Annotated in this window: 15 protein-coding genes and 1 pseudogene; all 16 read left to right on the forward strand. The window is 28.3% G+C overall.

Annotation, left to right across the window (positions count from 1 at the left end):
* Positions 1-158 precede the first annotated feature (158 nt).
* Positions 159-512: pseudogene (locus tag V5784_RS01755) on the forward strand (TrbG/VirB9 family P-type conjugative transfer protein); the annotation flags it as partial.
* Between the two features lie 4 nt (positions 513-516).
* Entirely contained in the window at positions 517-1,722 is a 1,206-nt protein-coding gene (locus V5784_RS01760; protein ID WP_336887328.1) for a TrbI/VirB10 family protein, read from the forward strand.
* Between the two features lie 5 nt (positions 1,723-1,727).
* Positions 1,728-3,638, forward strand: a complete 1,911-nt coding sequence (locus tag V5784_RS01765; protein ID WP_336887329.1) for a type IV secretory system conjugative DNA transfer family protein — start codon at positions 1,728-1,730, stop codon at positions 3,636-3,638.
* Positions 3,639-3,658: 20 nt separating this feature from the next.
* Positions 3,659-3,922 (forward strand): hypothetical protein, encoded by a 264-nt coding sequence (locus V5784_RS01770; protein WP_336887330.1) that lies wholly within the window; start codon positions 3,659-3,661, stop codon positions 3,920-3,922.
* The gene (trbB, locus tag V5784_RS01775; RefSeq protein WP_336887331.1) at positions 3,919-4,851 is read left to right on the forward strand and encodes a P-type conjugative transfer ATPase TrbB; all 933 of its coding nucleotides are present in this window, start codon (positions 3,919-3,921) and stop codon (positions 4,849-4,851) included. Before V5784_RS01770 ends, trbB begins: the two co-directional genes overlap by 4 nt.
* Positions 4,852-4,891: 40 nt before the next feature.
* A complete protein-coding gene (locus V5784_RS01780; protein ID WP_336887332.1) occupies positions 4,892-5,140 on the forward strand; it encodes a VirB3 family type IV secretion system protein in 249 nt (82 codons plus the stop codon).
* Positions 5,141-5,200: 60 nt separating this feature from the next.
* Positions 5,201-7,570 carry an ATPase gene (locus V5784_RS01785; protein WP_336887333.1) on the forward strand — a complete coding sequence of 790 codons (2,370 nt, stop codon included), beginning with the start codon at positions 5,201-5,203 and terminating at the stop codon, positions 7,568-7,570.
* 62 nt (positions 7,571-7,632) lie between these two features.
* Positions 7,633-8,463, forward strand: coding sequence for a hypothetical protein (locus V5784_RS01790; RefSeq protein WP_336887334.1), 831 nt, complete (start codon positions 7,633-7,635; stop codon positions 8,461-8,463).
* Positions 8,464-9,423, forward strand: coding sequence for a type IV secretion system protein (locus V5784_RS01795; protein ID WP_336887335.1), 960 nt, complete (start codon positions 8,464-8,466; stop codon positions 9,421-9,423).
* A 49-nt stretch (positions 9,424-9,472) separates the two neighbouring features.
* On the forward strand, positions 9,473-9,982 hold the full coding sequence (lepB, locus tag V5784_RS01800; protein ID WP_336887336.1) for a signal peptidase I: 510 nt from the start codon (positions 9,473-9,475) through the stop codon (positions 9,980-9,982).
* A gap of 57 nt (positions 9,983-10,039) precedes the next feature.
* Complete coding sequence (locus tag V5784_RS01805) at positions 10,040-10,927, forward strand: hypothetical protein (protein WP_336887337.1); 888 nt, start codon at positions 10,040-10,042, stop codon at positions 10,925-10,927.
* 8 nt (positions 10,928-10,935) lie between these two features.
* Positions 10,936-11,241 carry a conjugal transfer protein TraD gene (gene traD / locus V5784_RS01810; RefSeq protein WP_336887338.1) on the forward strand — a complete coding sequence of 102 codons (306 nt, stop codon included), beginning with the start codon at positions 10,936-10,938 and terminating at the stop codon, positions 11,239-11,241.
* Between the two features lie 101 nt (positions 11,242-11,342).
* Positions 11,343-11,480, forward strand: coding sequence for a hypothetical protein (locus tag V5784_RS01815; protein WP_336887339.1), 138 nt, complete (start codon positions 11,343-11,345; stop codon positions 11,478-11,480).
* Positions 11,470-12,534, forward strand: a complete 1,065-nt coding sequence (locus V5784_RS01820; RefSeq protein WP_336887340.1) for a zincin-like metallopeptidase domain-containing protein — start codon at positions 11,470-11,472, stop codon at positions 12,532-12,534. The genes V5784_RS01815 and V5784_RS01820 overlap by 11 nt, the downstream gene beginning before the upstream one ends.
* Positions 12,535-12,933: 399 nt before the next feature.
* Complete coding sequence (locus tag V5784_RS01825) at positions 12,934-13,518, forward strand: hypothetical protein (RefSeq protein WP_336887341.1); 585 nt, start codon at positions 12,934-12,936, stop codon at positions 13,516-13,518.
* Between the two features lie 76 nt (positions 13,519-13,594).
* Entirely contained in the window at positions 13,595-15,634 is a 2,040-nt protein-coding gene (locus V5784_RS01830; protein ID WP_336887342.1) for a DNA topoisomerase, read from the forward strand.
* Positions 15,635-15,816 lie beyond the last annotated feature (182 nt).

Consider the following 15,816-nt stretch of genomic DNA (forward strand, 5'->3'; position numbering starts at 1 on the left):
ACGATCTTAAATTTAAACTTAGAAGAGTAAGTTTTTCGTGTATTCATAATCAAAATCCCCCATATTGTTTTCTTAAATTATACCTTATTTTTTTGCTTAAGGTTAAACACTCTTTGTATGAATTTATACGACCATTATAAACAAGGTTTAATCCAGTAGTTAAGTGGAAATATTCTAATCAAGAATTGATCAGAAAAATTAGAGCAGAAAAAATTGAAAAAGAAGAAAATTATATGACTTTAACTAATCCTGAAAATTTAAATTATAAATATACGGTAAATAAAAGGAAATATGATTTTTCCCCTTCAACAATCTTTGATGATGGGAAAAAAACATACTTAATTATGAAAGAAAATTTACAAGAACTTCCAAGCTTTTATATTCGGGAAGAAAAAAAATTAATGCTCGTTAATTATAGAGTTAAAAATAATTATTTGATTGTCGATAGAACCTTTAAAGAAGGGGTTTTGAGAATCGGGAAGAAAAAAATAATTATAAAAAATAGGAGGTAAAAAAGTGACAGATGAAAATAACACTCCTGAAACTAATGAAGATTTTAACAAAGAGATAAAAATATATCCTTTTGAAAAAATAAAAAAAGGATTAGCAATAGGATTAATATTCTTCTTATTAGTTGTAATTGTTTTTTCTTTTTTTAAAGCGACAAACAAACCAGTTGTTCCTTCTAAAATTAAGATAGAACAAGAGCAACCAACAGAAGACTTGAGCAAAAAAAAAATTGATTCAGAAGAATTTGGATTAAAGACGTCTTATGAAAATGAGTCAATTGAAAAAAATGAGTTTGTAGAAAGAGACATCGTTCCTAAAATAGAAACTTTTGATAGACAAGATTATTATAAGAATCAACAACTTGTTGATTTTGTAGAAGACGATTATAGGATCAGTTATAAAGAAAAAATATTTGAAGAAGAGTTACGATCTCGAGTTTCAAACATAACATTTTTAAAAAATGAGAATAAAAAAATGAATAGTGAGGGTTCCAATAACAATAATTTTGATTATAGTTCTGGGTCCAATAATGAAAATTATGGAATGAATTTAAATGATGATCCTAACAAACAAAAAGATAAAAATAATTTTTTAAAGAATGCAGAAACTAATGAATTTGGTAATCCATATTACGAACAATTTGCTAGTAGTTATACAGTAAAAGCAGGGGGGATAATACCAACAATTTTAATTTCAGGGATTAATTCTGACCTCCCAAGTAACGTTATAGGTCAGGTCAGAGAAGATGTGTATGACACTGTTTCTGGGAACTACTTAATGATACCAAAAGGGACTAGATTGATTGGAAAATACGATTCTGGTATAACTTTTGGTCAAACAAGGCTACTTCTTGTTTGGCAAAGATTAATATTTCCAAATGGTAAATCTATTGGATTAAAAAACTTCGGTGGAGTTGATCTAAGTGGTTATGCAGGAGTAACTGGAAAAATTGATAATCATTTTGATAAATTATTTCAGGCGGTTGTTTTAAGTTCTGTTGTAGGAGCAGGAGCAGCAATTGTAACTGCTGACAATAAAGATGATGATTGGAAATCAGAGGCAGGAAGAGGAGCAGGAGAACAGATTATGGAGATCGGCTCTAATATGGCAAATAAGGCTTTGAATATTCAGCCGACTATAGAGATAGGACAAGGTACTAGAATGAATGTAATGATTCATTCGGACATTAAATTAACACCTTATAAGAGGTGATATGGATGTATTTATTACTAATTTTTATTTCTATAATATTAATTTTAGTGATTTTAAAATATGTATTTAAATTCAGGTTAAAAAAACCAAATTTTTTTAAAATTTTGAAATCTAAACCTTTTTTAAAACTTTTTGGAGTAAGTGTTTTCATAACACTTATTTTAGGAATGGGTACACAAAAATTTGCAAAATTAGTTAAGTTCCATAGTGACCTAGGAACACCAGTATATAAAAATCTATATAATCCATATTCTATTATTATTTGGTTTTTTAGATATGAAAATACAATGCCAAATATTTTAAATAGAGCGATTAAAACTCCTTCCCTTATATTTAGTTTCATTTCTTTAATAATTTTTATTCGAATTTTGAGAAAAGATAATAAAAAAGATACTCATGGCTCGGCAAGATGGATTAAAAATAGTGAACTAGAAAAATTAGGGTATTTAAAATCAAAATATAAAGGTAATGATGGAGTGATTTTAGGAAGAGTTAAAACACTTTTAGGTGAAAAGACTGTTATAGATAATAAAAATACACATATATCTGTAATAGCTCCAACAAGATCAGGAAAAGGTGTCGGAATAATTATACCTACACTTTTAACTTGGAAAGGAAGCACCTTTGTGCTAGATCCCAAAGGGGAAAACTTTGCATTAACAAGTGGGTATAGACAAAAGGTTCTAAAACATAAAGTGTTAAAATTCGCTCCATTTGCAACAGAAGGAAGTATATCATTTAATCCTTTATCGAATGTAAGAAGAGGGCATAAATTAGAATTTAAAGATGTAGAGGTTATAACATCTATCTTAGTTGATAACGGAAAGGAAGGAGAACTTGACCATTGGGCATCAGGAGCTAAAGTTTTACTCAATGGAATTATTTTACACGTCTTATACACTATAAAAGATAGAACGGCTTCATTAGGTGACGTTATAGATTTCATGACTTCTCCTGCTAATCCATTAGCTGATGAATTACTAAATATTCTTGGAGGTGAAGACGAGGATGAAAATGAAATAGAACCTAAATATATACACGGAGAAAGTGAATTTTTCAAAGAAATTTATGACAAAGAAACGATGGTTGGTGTCCCTTCCGGAGTACACCCAATTGTAGCTCGTATGTGTGCTGAAATGTCAGGAAAAGCAGATAAGGAAAGAGCCTCGATTATTTCAACAGCGACAACTAAGATAAGTTTATTTCAAAACCCTGTGATAAGACAAAATACTAAAAAAATAGATTTTAAAATCAATGATCTAATGAATTATGAAACACCAGTTGATTTATTTATTTGTATTCAACCAGAAGATATTAAAATTCTAGCACCACTCGTAAGATTACTTTTAACACAAGTTGTAGGAACTTTATGTCCAGAAATGAATTATGAAACTCGCGAAGCAGTTCATAAACATAAAATGCTTTTACTTTTAGATGAGTTCCCTGCATTTGGAAAAATACCTATATTAGAGAAGGGTATTGCATATATTGCAGGATATGGAATGAAAGCATTATTGATAGGGCAGTCTTTGAGCCAATATAGGCAAGTATATGGTAGAGATATCAGTATTTTAGATAACTGTGCTACAGCAGTATTTTATACTCCATCGCCAATTGATACTGAAACCCCTAAAATCATAAGTAATTTATTAGGTAAAACAACTATTAAAGTAAAAAATACATCACAAAAAGTGGGACAAATGTTAGGAGGGAATATATCTAATAATTCTCATGGTAGAGAATTAATGACAGAAGAAGAGGTTAGAAACAAGTTAGGAGATAAAAGAAATATTATATCTATTGGGGGAGAATATCCAATTAAAGGATGGAAAATTAGGTTTTATGAGGAACCTTACTTTCTCGATAAAACCAATAAAACTTATGGTATTCCCAAAACAGATAGATTATATAAATAAAAATAGGAGGTTGCTAAACGATGAATCAAGATAATCAAAAATTAAAAAAGAAAAGAAAACCTAAAACACCTCAAGAATTAATTGAAATGTATGCAAAAAAAATAGAAGAGCTTAAGAAAAAGGAAAAAGATCAATTTAATAAAAAATTAAGCGAATCATTTTTATTTCTTTTAGATCATGTAGAGGTTCTAGAAAAAATTAAGGGATTTAAAGGTAATAAAAAATTTGAATCTAAATTTATAACTTTTATCAAAAATTTTGAAATTGAGGAAGACAGAAGGTGAAAGAAAAACAGATAAAAACAGATAGATTGATCGAGTTACTAAAATATTGTTTTGATGAAGTAAATAAATATCTAGAAGATGATAATGTCATCGAAATCATGCTTAATCCAGATAAAAAATTATGGATTGATACTCTTACAGAAGGGCGAAAAGACACTGGGGTAATAGTCGAGCCTTCTAAAGCTATGAGTATTATTAATACAGTAGCTAGTCACATGAAAACTGTAATAGATAAAAAAAATCCTACTTTATCAGCAGAATTGCCACAAAGCGGAAGTAGATTTGAAGCAGTTCTTACAGGAGCAAATCCTGTATTTACTATAAGAAAAAAAGCTATTTTAGTTTTTACGCTAGATGATTATGTAAAAAATGAAAATTTAACTACAACTCAAAAAACTATAATTTTAGATTCTGTAAAAAATAAAAAGAATTTATTAATTGTTGGGGGGACATCTACTGGGAAAACAACTTTTGCTAATGCTTGTATAGAAGAAATTAGTAAATTAGAAGAAAGAATAGTGATTTTAGAAGATACAGAAGAATTGCAAAGTACAGCAAAGGACACTGTAGCTCTAAAAACAACAGATTATGCAGATTTAAAAAAATTATTGAAAAGTACAATGCGATTAAGACCAGATAGAATTATTGTAGGTGAAATCCGTGATGGAGTGGCTCTTGATTTACTCACTGCATGGAATTCTGGTCATCCTGGAGGATTAACCACAATACATTCTGATAGTGCTATAGGAGGCTTAAAACAGCTCGAACAGTATATACAAAGAGTTTCAGTATCTAAACAAGAAGAACTAATAGCTAAAGTTGTAGACATAATAATTGTTTTAGAAAGAATAGGGGTTCAGAGAAAAATTACTTCTATAACTAAGGTAGAAGGATATAGGAATGGAGAGTATTTGTTAAATGAAATTTAATGTCTTACAAACAATAATAAAAAATAAAAAAGGGGGATAGATGGAAGATATACCAATTTGCCAAGGATTAATAAAACCTGAAACGATAGCAGGAGTATCGAAGGAAGCTTTTATAATAAATATCATGTTAGGGGTAACTTTTGTTATGGTTCTTGAAGTGCCTTATATGCTTATGTTTACTTTAATTATTCATTTTATATTAGTAGCTATCTGTAAAAAAGATCCATTAATTTTAACTATATTTATGAAAAGATATGTAAAACAAAAAGACTATTACCACGAAGGTTAACAGAAACAAAGGGTTTAGAAATGTATTACAAAGTTTAATACATTTCTAAAAGGAGGAAAGATGATAAAAGAATATAGAGAAGAAAAAAATAAATTAAGTTATTATCTTCCTTGGCTATCTTTAGTTGATAAAGGGATTGTATTAAACAAAAATGGAACTCTACAAAAAAGCTATAGATATAGAGGAGCTGACTTAGATTCCATTACTATTTATGAACTAAGTAATCTAAATTCACAATTAAATAACATAATTAAAAGACTTGATAATAATTGGACTATACATATTGAAGCTAAAAGAAGCAAAAGTAAATTTTATGAGAAAGGAAATTTCCCAAATCTAAGTGGAAAAATTATAGATGAAGAAAGGGAAATTTTTTTTAATAAAGGTAATCATTATGAGAGTGAATACTATCTAACTATTACTCAATTATTACCATCAGATTTACAAAAAAAAATGAATGGATTTTTAATTGAAAAACAGCAGCAAGAAAAAAAAGATGAATTTTTAGAACAATTAGTTGAATTTAAAAAGAAAAATAGAGAAATTTTAAATTTATTTCAAAGTGTTTTTCTTGAAATTAAAGAGTTAAGCGATGAAGAAACTTATACATATCTTCATTCGACAGTTTCAGAAAAAAAAGATATGGAAGTAAAAATACCTTCTGTTCCAATGTATATGGCCAATTATTTAGCTGATACTAGAATTATAGGAGGATTAAAACCACAACTAGGAAAAAATCATTTCAGAGCGATTTCAATCTTAGGGTTTCCACAATATACCCATAGTAGTTTTTTTGATAGATTAAACAAATTAGATATTGAATATAGATGGGTAACTAGGTTTATAAGTCTTGGGAAACAAGAGGCTTTAAGCATATTAAAAAAGAAATGGAACTCAACTTTCCAAGGGAGAATTTCAATGTTCCAAAGATTAATGAATGAATTTTCTCCTAATCCAAATTCAGCTCATAAAGAAGATCATAATGCTCTTGAAAATGCAGAAGATATTCAATCACAAATTAATCTTATTAGAGGAGATTATTTAAGTCAAGGATATTATACTTGTACTATTTTGGTTGAAGATGAAAATATTGATTTAGTTGAGAAAAAAGCAGAAAAAATAGCTAAAGAAATCAATAATTTAGGCTTTACTACTATACTAGAAACAGCAAATACAATGGAATGTTTTTTAGGTGCGACACCAGGGAATATTCATAATAATTTAAGAAAACCACTACTTAACAGTGTGACACTATCGCATTTAATTCCTACATCTAGTGTTTGGAGTGGGAATAAGTTTAATGAACATTTAGATGATATTCCGTTACTCTACACTGAAACTGTAGGGTCAACACCTTTTAGGTTCAATCTTCACGTTGGAGAAATAGGTCATACATCAATTGTCGGACCGACTGGAAGTGGAAAATCAGTTTTACTTGGGATTATTTCATCATCATTTCAAAAATACAAAAATTCTCAAGTGTATTTTTTTGATAAAGATGGTTCATCTAGGGTGCTGACTTATTCTGTTGGTGGCGATTTTTATGATCTAGGACAAGATAGTTTGAGTTTTCAGCCTTTAGGTGAAATAGACAAAAGTTTTGATTTAGAATGGGCGAATGAATGGCTTATAGATATATTTATTCAAGAAAATGTTACCCTTACACCTTTACAGAAACAAAAAATATATAAAGCATTAAAATTACTTTCTAAAATGCCAAAAGAAATGAGAACCTTGACAGGATTTTGTAATTTATTAACAGATCTTAAATTACAAGAAGCTCTTGGAAGTTATTTAATTGATGGAGCTTTAGGAAAATATTTTGATAATGATTTTGATAATTTAAAAGATGGGAAATGGCAAGTCTTTGAAATGGCAAAAATTATAGATAATAAACAAGTAATAGTTCCTCTACTTAACTATCTATTTTATAAAATTGAAGCAAAAATGGATGGAAGTCCGACTATTATAATTTTAGACGAATGTTGGATGTTCTTTGATAATCCTATATTCAGTGCAAAAATTAGGGAATGGTTAAAAGTATTGAGGAAAAAGAATACTTCTGTTATTTTTGCGACCCAAGAGCTTGGAGATATTATGAATTCGCCTTTATTTACAACAATTTTAGATGCGTGCAATACTAAAATATTTTTACCTAATTCAAATGCTGTTTCAGAAAATTATATCCCAGTATATAAAGCTTTTGGTTTGAATGAAAAAGAAATAGAAATTATATCTAAATCAACTCCTAAAAAAGAGTATTATACAAAATCTCAATTAGGTAGCAGAAAATTTGAGTTGAGTTTAGGAGAAAAAACACTGAAATTAATAGCTAGTGCTAGTGTAGAAAAACAAAAATTAGCAATTGATCTAATGAAATCAAGTGATTCAGAGGATGAATTTACTAAAAAATGGTTAGAGATTATATAGATAGATAAATTAACTTCAACTTTGTTTTAGATTGAAACGAAGTTGAAATAAAGGAGATTTAAATGAAAAAAATGTTTATGTTATTTGCCCTTATTACAACTTTAAGTTTTAGTTTTTTTGGGGCAGCCAATCCTTGGGATGCTTTAAATTATGCCGAAAACTTTAAAACTCAATTAGAGTCTATAAAACAAGTAAAAAATCAGATGGAACAAATAAGAAATCAAGTTAAAAGTGTCCAAAACGAATATGAATCTTTACAAAATCAAGCAAAAAATTTAAAACAACTTGATGTTTCATTATCAGATCGAAATATTAGGATATTAGAAAATGCCCTAGACGATCTTGATGATTTAAATAGAAATGCAAAATCATTTATTTATGATAATGAAAAAATGGTAGATCAATTTTGGTCGATTTATAAAGAAAATCCAGAAGATTTTACAAAGATAACCGGATTTGATGAAAAAGGATTAGCAGGAATAAAAAAAGATGTATCTAATGCAAAAAAAGCAAGTAGATACGCAGTTTATGACGCAATGACAAACGCAGGAATGACCGCAACAATTGGAAACGATAAAGGGAATCTAGAAAAACTACTACAAGCTAGTAAATCCTCTAACGGAGCTTTACAAGCAATTCAAGCTACAAACAACCTTGTAGGAAATTCAAACTCGATCCTGTTGCAAATTAGGAGCTTATTGGAAACAAATATTAAGATGTCAGGGGCAATTGCAATGGCTGGTGACACTACAGAATCAGCAGAAGAGATAGAAAAAAAAGCGTTTAAAGAAAAAAGAAAAAATGATGCAGAAGCGGGCAAAAAACGATTAGACACTCAAACAAATTTATGGAAGAAAAAAACAAATTGGGGATTTGGAAATGGAGGGAATTAAATGCTTGATTTAGTTGCAATTTTAGATGTCTTTAGAAACACATCTATTAATATTGTCAAAAATTTAGATCTAACTGTTAAAAGTATGTTAGTTAGTTTAGCTATAATTGATTTGACTATGTCTATGTTTTTCAATAAAGATGATGGATTAGATATCTTTATGACATTGATGAAAAAAATTCTCCTTTATGGTTTTTTCGGTTGGATAATATTTAATTATCAAGAGATTGTTTTAGATCAAACATTAACTGGATTTATCGAGTTAGGAAATAAAGCTACAGGGATTGATTCAACTATATTTGGATTTAATATAGGAAACTTTTTAGAAAATGTAATGCTTATAGTTGCTCCTGCAATGGTAGCAAGTGGAGGTACAGTTCTCACATTAGATGCTCTATTTATAGAAAGTATCCCAATTGGAATGGTTTTTTTAATGATTGGATCTGTTTTCTTTGTAGTAATGACTATTTTAGAAATAATGATAACTTTTATTAAATTCTATTTAGTGGCAGGATTTGCATTTATATTTATGCCCTTTGGTGTATTTTCTAAAACCAAAGATATTGCTATGAAAGGTTTACATGCAATATTTGCAATGGGAGTAGAGATAATGGTACTTGTAGGAGTTGTTAATTTAGTATCAGATAGTATGATGGGAGGAACTATAGACGCTAAAACCGCAACTTTAAGTGATTTTGTCATGTATTTTGTAGCTTCTATATTTTTCTTTTTCTTAATCAAAAGAGTTCCTTCAATTGTCTCAACCCTTCTTTCTGGAACAATTTCTAGCATGGGGATGACTGGTGGTGGTGCAGGTATAGCTATGGGAATGGTTGCTTCTGGTGGTCGTGATATAGGATCAGCAATGAAAAATTCATATAATGCTTACAAAAATGCTTCTAACGTGAAAAGTAGTTCTGGGACTAACAGTAGCACCGAAGCATATAAAAGTGAAAGTTAGTTAGGTTTTAACCCTTCCAGTAGAACTAAATAATCAGGAGGTTAAATTATTGAAAAAATTAAGAAAATCTATTAAATATTTAATAATTTTAACTCTAGTATATTTACCATTTGCATTTACAGTACCTAATTATTTGATGGTAAATACCTCGTCGAGTATGCCAGAAGGAATCTATTATACCTCAAATTTTGACCATAAAAATTTAAAAAAAGGAGAGGTTATCTCTTTAGCAATTCCTTTAAATGCTAGAAAGGTTCTATATTCAAGGGAATACTTGGGTAGTCATACTAAAAAACTGATAAAAACAGTCGCGGGTAAAGCAGGAGATTTAATAGAGATAAAAAAAAATAAAGTTTTTATTAATTCTGAGTATGTAGGAAGAATTTCTAAACTTGATTCTAAAGGAAGAGTTTTAACATCAAGTTTAAAATCAGGAATAATTCCAATTAACAAAGTGTTTGTTTTAGGAATGATAGAAAATTCATATGATTCAAGATATTTTGGTTTAATTTCAAAAGATATTATATTAAAAAAAGCAGAATTAATTTTAAAATTTTAAAGAAAAAATATTTCAACTTTGTTTCAAATTGAAACAAAGTTGAAACCAGGAGGAAAAATGAAAAAACTTGTGACATTAGTATTTGCAATAACTTCTTTAACTTCATTATCTATTAACAAAGTTAAAGAAGAGCACGGAATGACAGGGTTAGAAATATCATCATTTATAAGTTATAAAGACTTAAAAAATAATAACTTAGAACAATCAAATTTAAGAAATAAATACTTTGTCATCGATAGTATTAATAAAAATTTATATAAAAAATTAAAGATAGATAACTCTGATAAAGAATATGTCTATAATTTATCCCTCAATAGATTAATGGATGAAAGGGATACAATATATAATTATGATTTTATGCTTGGTATGAATATAGATGAATTTTGGAGAGTTGGAATAAATGTTTCATATGCTGATCTAAGAAATACTCCTGGCGATCTATTCCAAGGAAATCTATTTTCAAAATGGTCTAACGGAGAAGACACAACCTTTATAAGTTCTATTTATGGAGGAACATATAAAGAAAAAGAGCAAAGTTCAGAAAATTATTTTGGAATAACAAATAAATTTGAGAAAGAGTATTTAGATTTTGACGAAGTAACTTATATCCCATATGTTCAATTTAATTATGGGAGTATTGAAAAAAATAAAAGTCTATATACAGAGTTAGGGTTTGGCATTGAAAAAATTATTTATGAAGAATGGAGCAATTATGATAAATTCATAACACCTAAAATAACATTTGGAGCAGGACATGAATTTTTAGATGGTGATAAGTATAAGGATTTAGGAAAGGATGAATTTGCAACTCAAATTTTTACAAGAGTAGAAATTCCAATAAAAATTAATACTTTTGAAGTTAGTCCCGTGAGTTCGTTTTCTAAGTCAATAGTTAATTCAAACTTTGAAACAAGTGTAGGGATTAATTTTAAGTATAGCTTTTAGGAGTAAAAATGAAAAAATTAATGGAATTAAAAGATTTAATTAGTCAAAATGAGAAATTAGTCAAGAAGCATAAACAGAAAGACAGAATTATAAAAGCAAACAAAAATAAAAATGAGAGGAAACAAAGAGCACATGAATTAATAAAATTAGGTGTTCTGTTTGAAATAGCAGGATTAAAAAAAGAGAATAAAGCTTTACTCTTAGGATATCTTTTAAGACTAGAAAATATTGTTCCTGAAGAAAAAAAGATAATAAAAGAAGAGGGACAAAAAGAGTTGGATAAAAGAGAACTAAAAAACAAAAATGGGAAGTAGGTATTGAATCCTACTCCCAAGGTACTAGCCAAGTGACACAAATAAATATGTAGCAATTACGTTTGATATAACACTTAATACTAAATTATGGAGGGGCGAAATTGAAAAAAACTACAAGAGAAATATTCGAAGAAAAAATGGGAATCTATGAAGACGGAAATGAGTTATTCCCTGAAGACATTGAAGAATCAGGAGAAGTAACCCTTAAAGATTTAGAAGGTGAAAAAGATGGCAAGTAAATCATACACTTTAGTTATGGAGGAAAGAAAAAAATTAACAGAAACTATAATATCTAACCTTGAAAAAGATGGTTTAAATTGGATTAAAGGCTGGAGTTCTAAATTTGCTCCTCAGAACGCTACTACTGAAAATCAATATAGGGGCGGGAATAAGTTCAAGCTAATGGTTGCAGCAGATCAGAGGGACTATGATGATCCTAGATGGGTTACCTTCAACCAAGCTAAAGAAAAAGGATGGCAGGTTAAAAAAGGTTCAAAATCAGTAGCTTTAGAAAAATGGATTTTCTCTAAAAAAGAAGTAGATAAGATTACAAAAAAAGAAACGATAGTTAAACTTAAAAACCCTATTGTTAATTATTTTAGAGTTTTTAATGCTAATGATATAGAGGGAATACCAGAACTAAAAAAAGAAACTAAATTAGAAAAAACAAATGAAGAACTAAATGATCTTATTTCTAATTTAAAGAAATCATCGGAATGTGAGATTAAAGAGGAAAAACAAGATCGAGCTTATTATAGTAGTTTACAAGATATTATTGTTTTACCGCCTCAAGAAGTCTTTGTATCTCAAGAACAGTATTTAGGAACTATGTTACATGAAATGGGTCATAGTACAGGGCATCCTGATAGATTAAATAGATCGTTAGGTAACGGTTTTGGTTCTGTAGATTATGCAAAAGAAGAATTAAGAGCTGAAATATCGGCTATATTTTCTCAAAAAGAATTAGGGATAGATTTAAAAACAGAGCATATTGATAACCATAGTGCCTATATCAACTCTTGGATAGAAGTTTTAAAAAATGACCCTAATGAGATTTATAAGGCAAGTTCAGATGCAGAGAAAATAACAGATAAATTAATAGAAAATTATAATAGTTTAGAAAAAGAATTATTAAGAACAAAAGGTGAAAATTTGCATCAAAAAACTAATGATTTAGAGGCAAATAATGAAATAGGAAGACCTAAGGTGGTTAATTCTTTTGGAAAGAGTAAATCAAAAATAGTTAATAAATTTAATCGAAATAATTCAAAAGAAAATGACTTAGAATTATAGATTATTGATTTTAAATCCAGGTGATCTAAGTGTTCGCGTATGCGGTTACTTAGATTACCAACCCAACCGATAGGGCGGGAAGATGAAGATTATATATATAATTCAGCAAAAATTAAATTATGGAGGAATGAATTGAAAAGGAGTATTAAGGGTGTTGCATATTTACTTAATGATCTTGGAATAAGTCATCAAATTTGCCATAACAAAGGAATGTATCCCTTTAAAAACCAAAATTGGGAAAAATTGCATACAGATTAGGAAAATGTGACTGGTTTAAAAATTAAGTTAGGAGAAGAATTGGAAAAGAATAAAGCTCTTTATTGCTTTGATATTGATTGCAAAGATTAGGAAAAACAAGGAGAGATACTTTTTTCTTATCTACTAAATAAATATTCCTATTTGCAAAATACATATATAGAAAAAACTAAGAGTAATGGTTATCATATCTTTATTTTTAGTAGTTATAAGACATATGAAAAAATAGGGAAAATAATTTTTAATGAGCCATATTTTGAAGTTATAGAAACAAACCCTTTTGCAAAAAAACTGGAAATAGAGTTTTTTTGTGATTATGGAGTTACTATTGCTCCAACAAAAACTTATAAAGGGAATTATACAGCCCTAAATAAAAATAATATAGAAACTATTGAATTAAAAGAATTACAGGAAATATTAAAAGACCTTAAAGATAATTCAAAAGAATTTAATATCTTGCAAAAAGGGAATACTACAGCTAATAATGATTTTTCTATAACAGATCAGGAATCGCTAGAGTGTATAGAACTACTGGAATTGAATAATATTAGATATAAGGTGAAAAATAAAAAACTCCTGCTCTGGGCGAATGATGATACTAGTAAAAATGGGGATTATATCCTTAATTCTTATAAAATATTATGGAATTTTAAAACTAATGAAAGGATAAAAGTTGCAAAATTTATTATACGAGAAAAAGGAAAATTAATTGAGAAAAAAATACGTTGATTTTTATAATGTAAAAATTGAATAGTGCGCTTTTCTTATTAACCAAAATATTTATGTAAGATAAAGGAGAATTAAAATGAAACTAATAATATGTGAAAAACCAAGCTTAGCTTTAAATGTAGCTAAAGCCATCGGGAAACCTGAAAAAAAAAATGGATATTTTATTGTGAATGATTATATAGTTACAGTTGCTTTTGGTCATTTATTTGAACTTAAAGATGTAGAAGATTATCTTGGAGAAAAACCAAAATGGAAAGATATAAAATTACCATTTATTCCATCTGAATTTGAATTTCAACTTAAAAATGATAGTGGAGTGAAAAAACAATTTAAGATAATTCAAGAAATTATCAAAAAAAATAGGGTTGAAGAGACAATAAATTGTGGTGATGCAGATAGAGAAGGTCAAATCATCATAGACACTATAATTGACCAATTAAACTACACAGGGAAAGTAACTAGGCTTTGGTTACCTGAACAAACAAAAGAAACTATAATAAAAGAATTACAAGCTAGAAAGGATAATAAAAATTATTCTTCGTTGGCAAATGAAGGATATGCAAGAACGTATATAGATTGGTTATTAGGAATCAACTATACGACTTATTCTACAGTAAAAAAAGGCACACTTTTAAAAGTTGGTCGAGTAGTTACACCAATTGTAGATTTTATTCATGAAAGAGATATAGAGATAAAAAACTTTAAATCTCAAAAATATATTCAATTAGTTTCTGAAAATGAAAATTTAAAATTAGAGTTAAAAGAAAAGTTTTCTCCTGAAGATAAAAAATCTGAAAACAAAAAAAATAAATTAAATAGTTCAGAAGCTATAGTTACAGAAATTAAAAAAGATAGTGCTAAAAAAGCTCCTAAAAAGCTATTTTCTCTATCTAAACTACAATCGGAACTTTCTAAATCTCATAAGATCAGTTTTGAGAACTCTTTAGCAGCTATCCAAGGACTTTATGAAAAACAACTAGTTACTTATCCAAGAACTAATACAGAGTATCTAGCTGAAAATGAAATTGAAAAAGTAGAAGAAATAATTAAAAATTATCCAAAAATTAATTTAAAAGTAAAAAAGAAAAAATCAATATTCGATGATTCCAAAATAGAAAGCCATAGTGCCTTGATAATGACAAATAAGAAAATAGATGGAGTAAACCTTAATGAAACTGAGTGTATCGTGTATAACGCCATATTAAACAGGTTTATATCTAATTTTTTAGATGAAGAAACTATTATCTCTAAAACCACTTTGAAAATTAAAGTGGGAGAGGAAATTTTTGAATTAAAAGGAGAGGTAATAGAACAGGAAGGATTCTTGAAATATGAACCTCAAAAAATAACGGATAATCTACCAAAATTAAAAGAGGGAGATAAATTCAAAGTTAATTTCAAAGAAATAAAAAAAGAAACCACTCCACCACAAAAAATTAATGAAAGTAGTTTAGCAGCCTTTCTGAAAAATCCATTCAGGACAGAAAAAACGACAGAAGATGAAGAGTATAAGGCAATCTTAGAGGGATTAGAAATAGGAACGGAAGCTACAAGGACAGGAACGATCTCTAAATGTATTAAACAAGATTATATAAGTAGAAAAGGTCAAATTTTTTCTATAGAGCCAAATGGAGAAATTTTAATAGACACTCTGAAAAAACTTGATATTGATTTATTCAAAACAAGAAATATAGAATTTTCAAGGAAATTAAAACAAGTTTATAAAAATAAAATATCTTTAGAGGCTTTGGTTGACGAAATTTCGCAAGAAATAAGTAAAACCGTATCAAATGTTGTCGTGATAGATAAAATCGAAAATAAAGCAAATAAAGAGATCATAGGAATATGTCCTAGGTGTGGGAAAAATGTTTATCAAGGTAAAACTAAGACAGATAAGATAAATTACTACTGTGAGGGCTACAAAGAAGAGTGTAAATTTACTTTATGGGAAGAAACAAAACATTATAAAAATCCGATAAAAATTACTAAAACAAAAGCTAAGGCACTATTAAAGAATAAAGGAACCGGTACTGCTAAGTTCATGATTGGAAAAATTGAGAAGAAATTAAAAATAAAGCTAAATGGACAATGGATAAATTTCCAAGAAGTAAAATAAGCTACCGTCTCTTGGTCCGATAATAGATGAATATAGTGAACCCTTGGGGCTGTTGCAAGTTTTGTGTAAACTCTAAAAATTAATGTAAAACTTTTATAAAAAGAGGAGTAATAATTCTTTAATTATTGCTTCTCGTTTTTAATATATTAGAACTTTATTTTTTGTATGTCAATAGCAGAGCC

The organism is Psychrilyobacter sp., from assembly GCF_037132775.1.
Taxonomy (GTDB): Bacteria; Fusobacteriota; Fusobacteriia; order Fusobacteriales; family Fusobacteriaceae; genus Psychrilyobacter.

What these genes read in the sequence shown, in the direction of transcription:
- V5784_RS01770 (WP_336887330.1), top strand. Translation starts at nt 3,659, where the DNA reads ATGAATCAAGATAATCAAAAATTAAAAAAGAAAAGAAAACCTAAAACA.
- V5784_RS01790 (WP_336887334.1), top strand. Translation starts at nt 7,633, where the DNA reads ATGAAAAAAATGTTTATGTTATTTGCCCTTATTACAACTTTAAGTTTT.
- V5784_RS01785 (WP_336887333.1), top strand. Translation starts at nt 5,201, where the DNA reads ATGATAAAAGAATATAGAGAAGAAAAAAATAAATTAAGTTATTATCTT.
- V5784_RS01820 (WP_336887340.1), top strand. Translation starts at nt 11,470, where the DNA reads ATGGCAAGTAAATCATACACTTTAGTTATGGAGGAAAGAAAAAAATTA.
- traD (WP_336887338.1), top strand. Translation starts at nt 10,936, where the DNA reads ATGAAAAAATTAATGGAATTAAAAGATTTAATTAGTCAAAATGAGAAA.
- V5784_RS01765 (WP_336887329.1), top strand. Translation starts at nt 1,728, where the DNA reads ATGTATTTATTACTAATTTTTATTTCTATAATATTAATTTTAGTGATT.
- V5784_RS01780 (WP_336887332.1), top strand. Translation starts at nt 4,892, where the DNA reads ATGGAAGATATACCAATTTGCCAAGGATTAATAAAACCTGAAACGATA.
- V5784_RS01795 (WP_336887335.1), top strand. Translation starts at nt 8,464, where the DNA reads ATGCTTGATTTAGTTGCAATTTTAGATGTCTTTAGAAACACATCTATT.
- V5784_RS01805 (WP_336887337.1), top strand. Translation starts at nt 10,040, where the DNA reads ATGAAAAAACTTGTGACATTAGTATTTGCAATAACTTCTTTAACTTCA.
- V5784_RS01830 (WP_336887342.1), top strand. Translation starts at nt 13,595, where the DNA reads ATGAAACTAATAATATGTGAAAAACCAAGCTTAGCTTTAAATGTAGCT.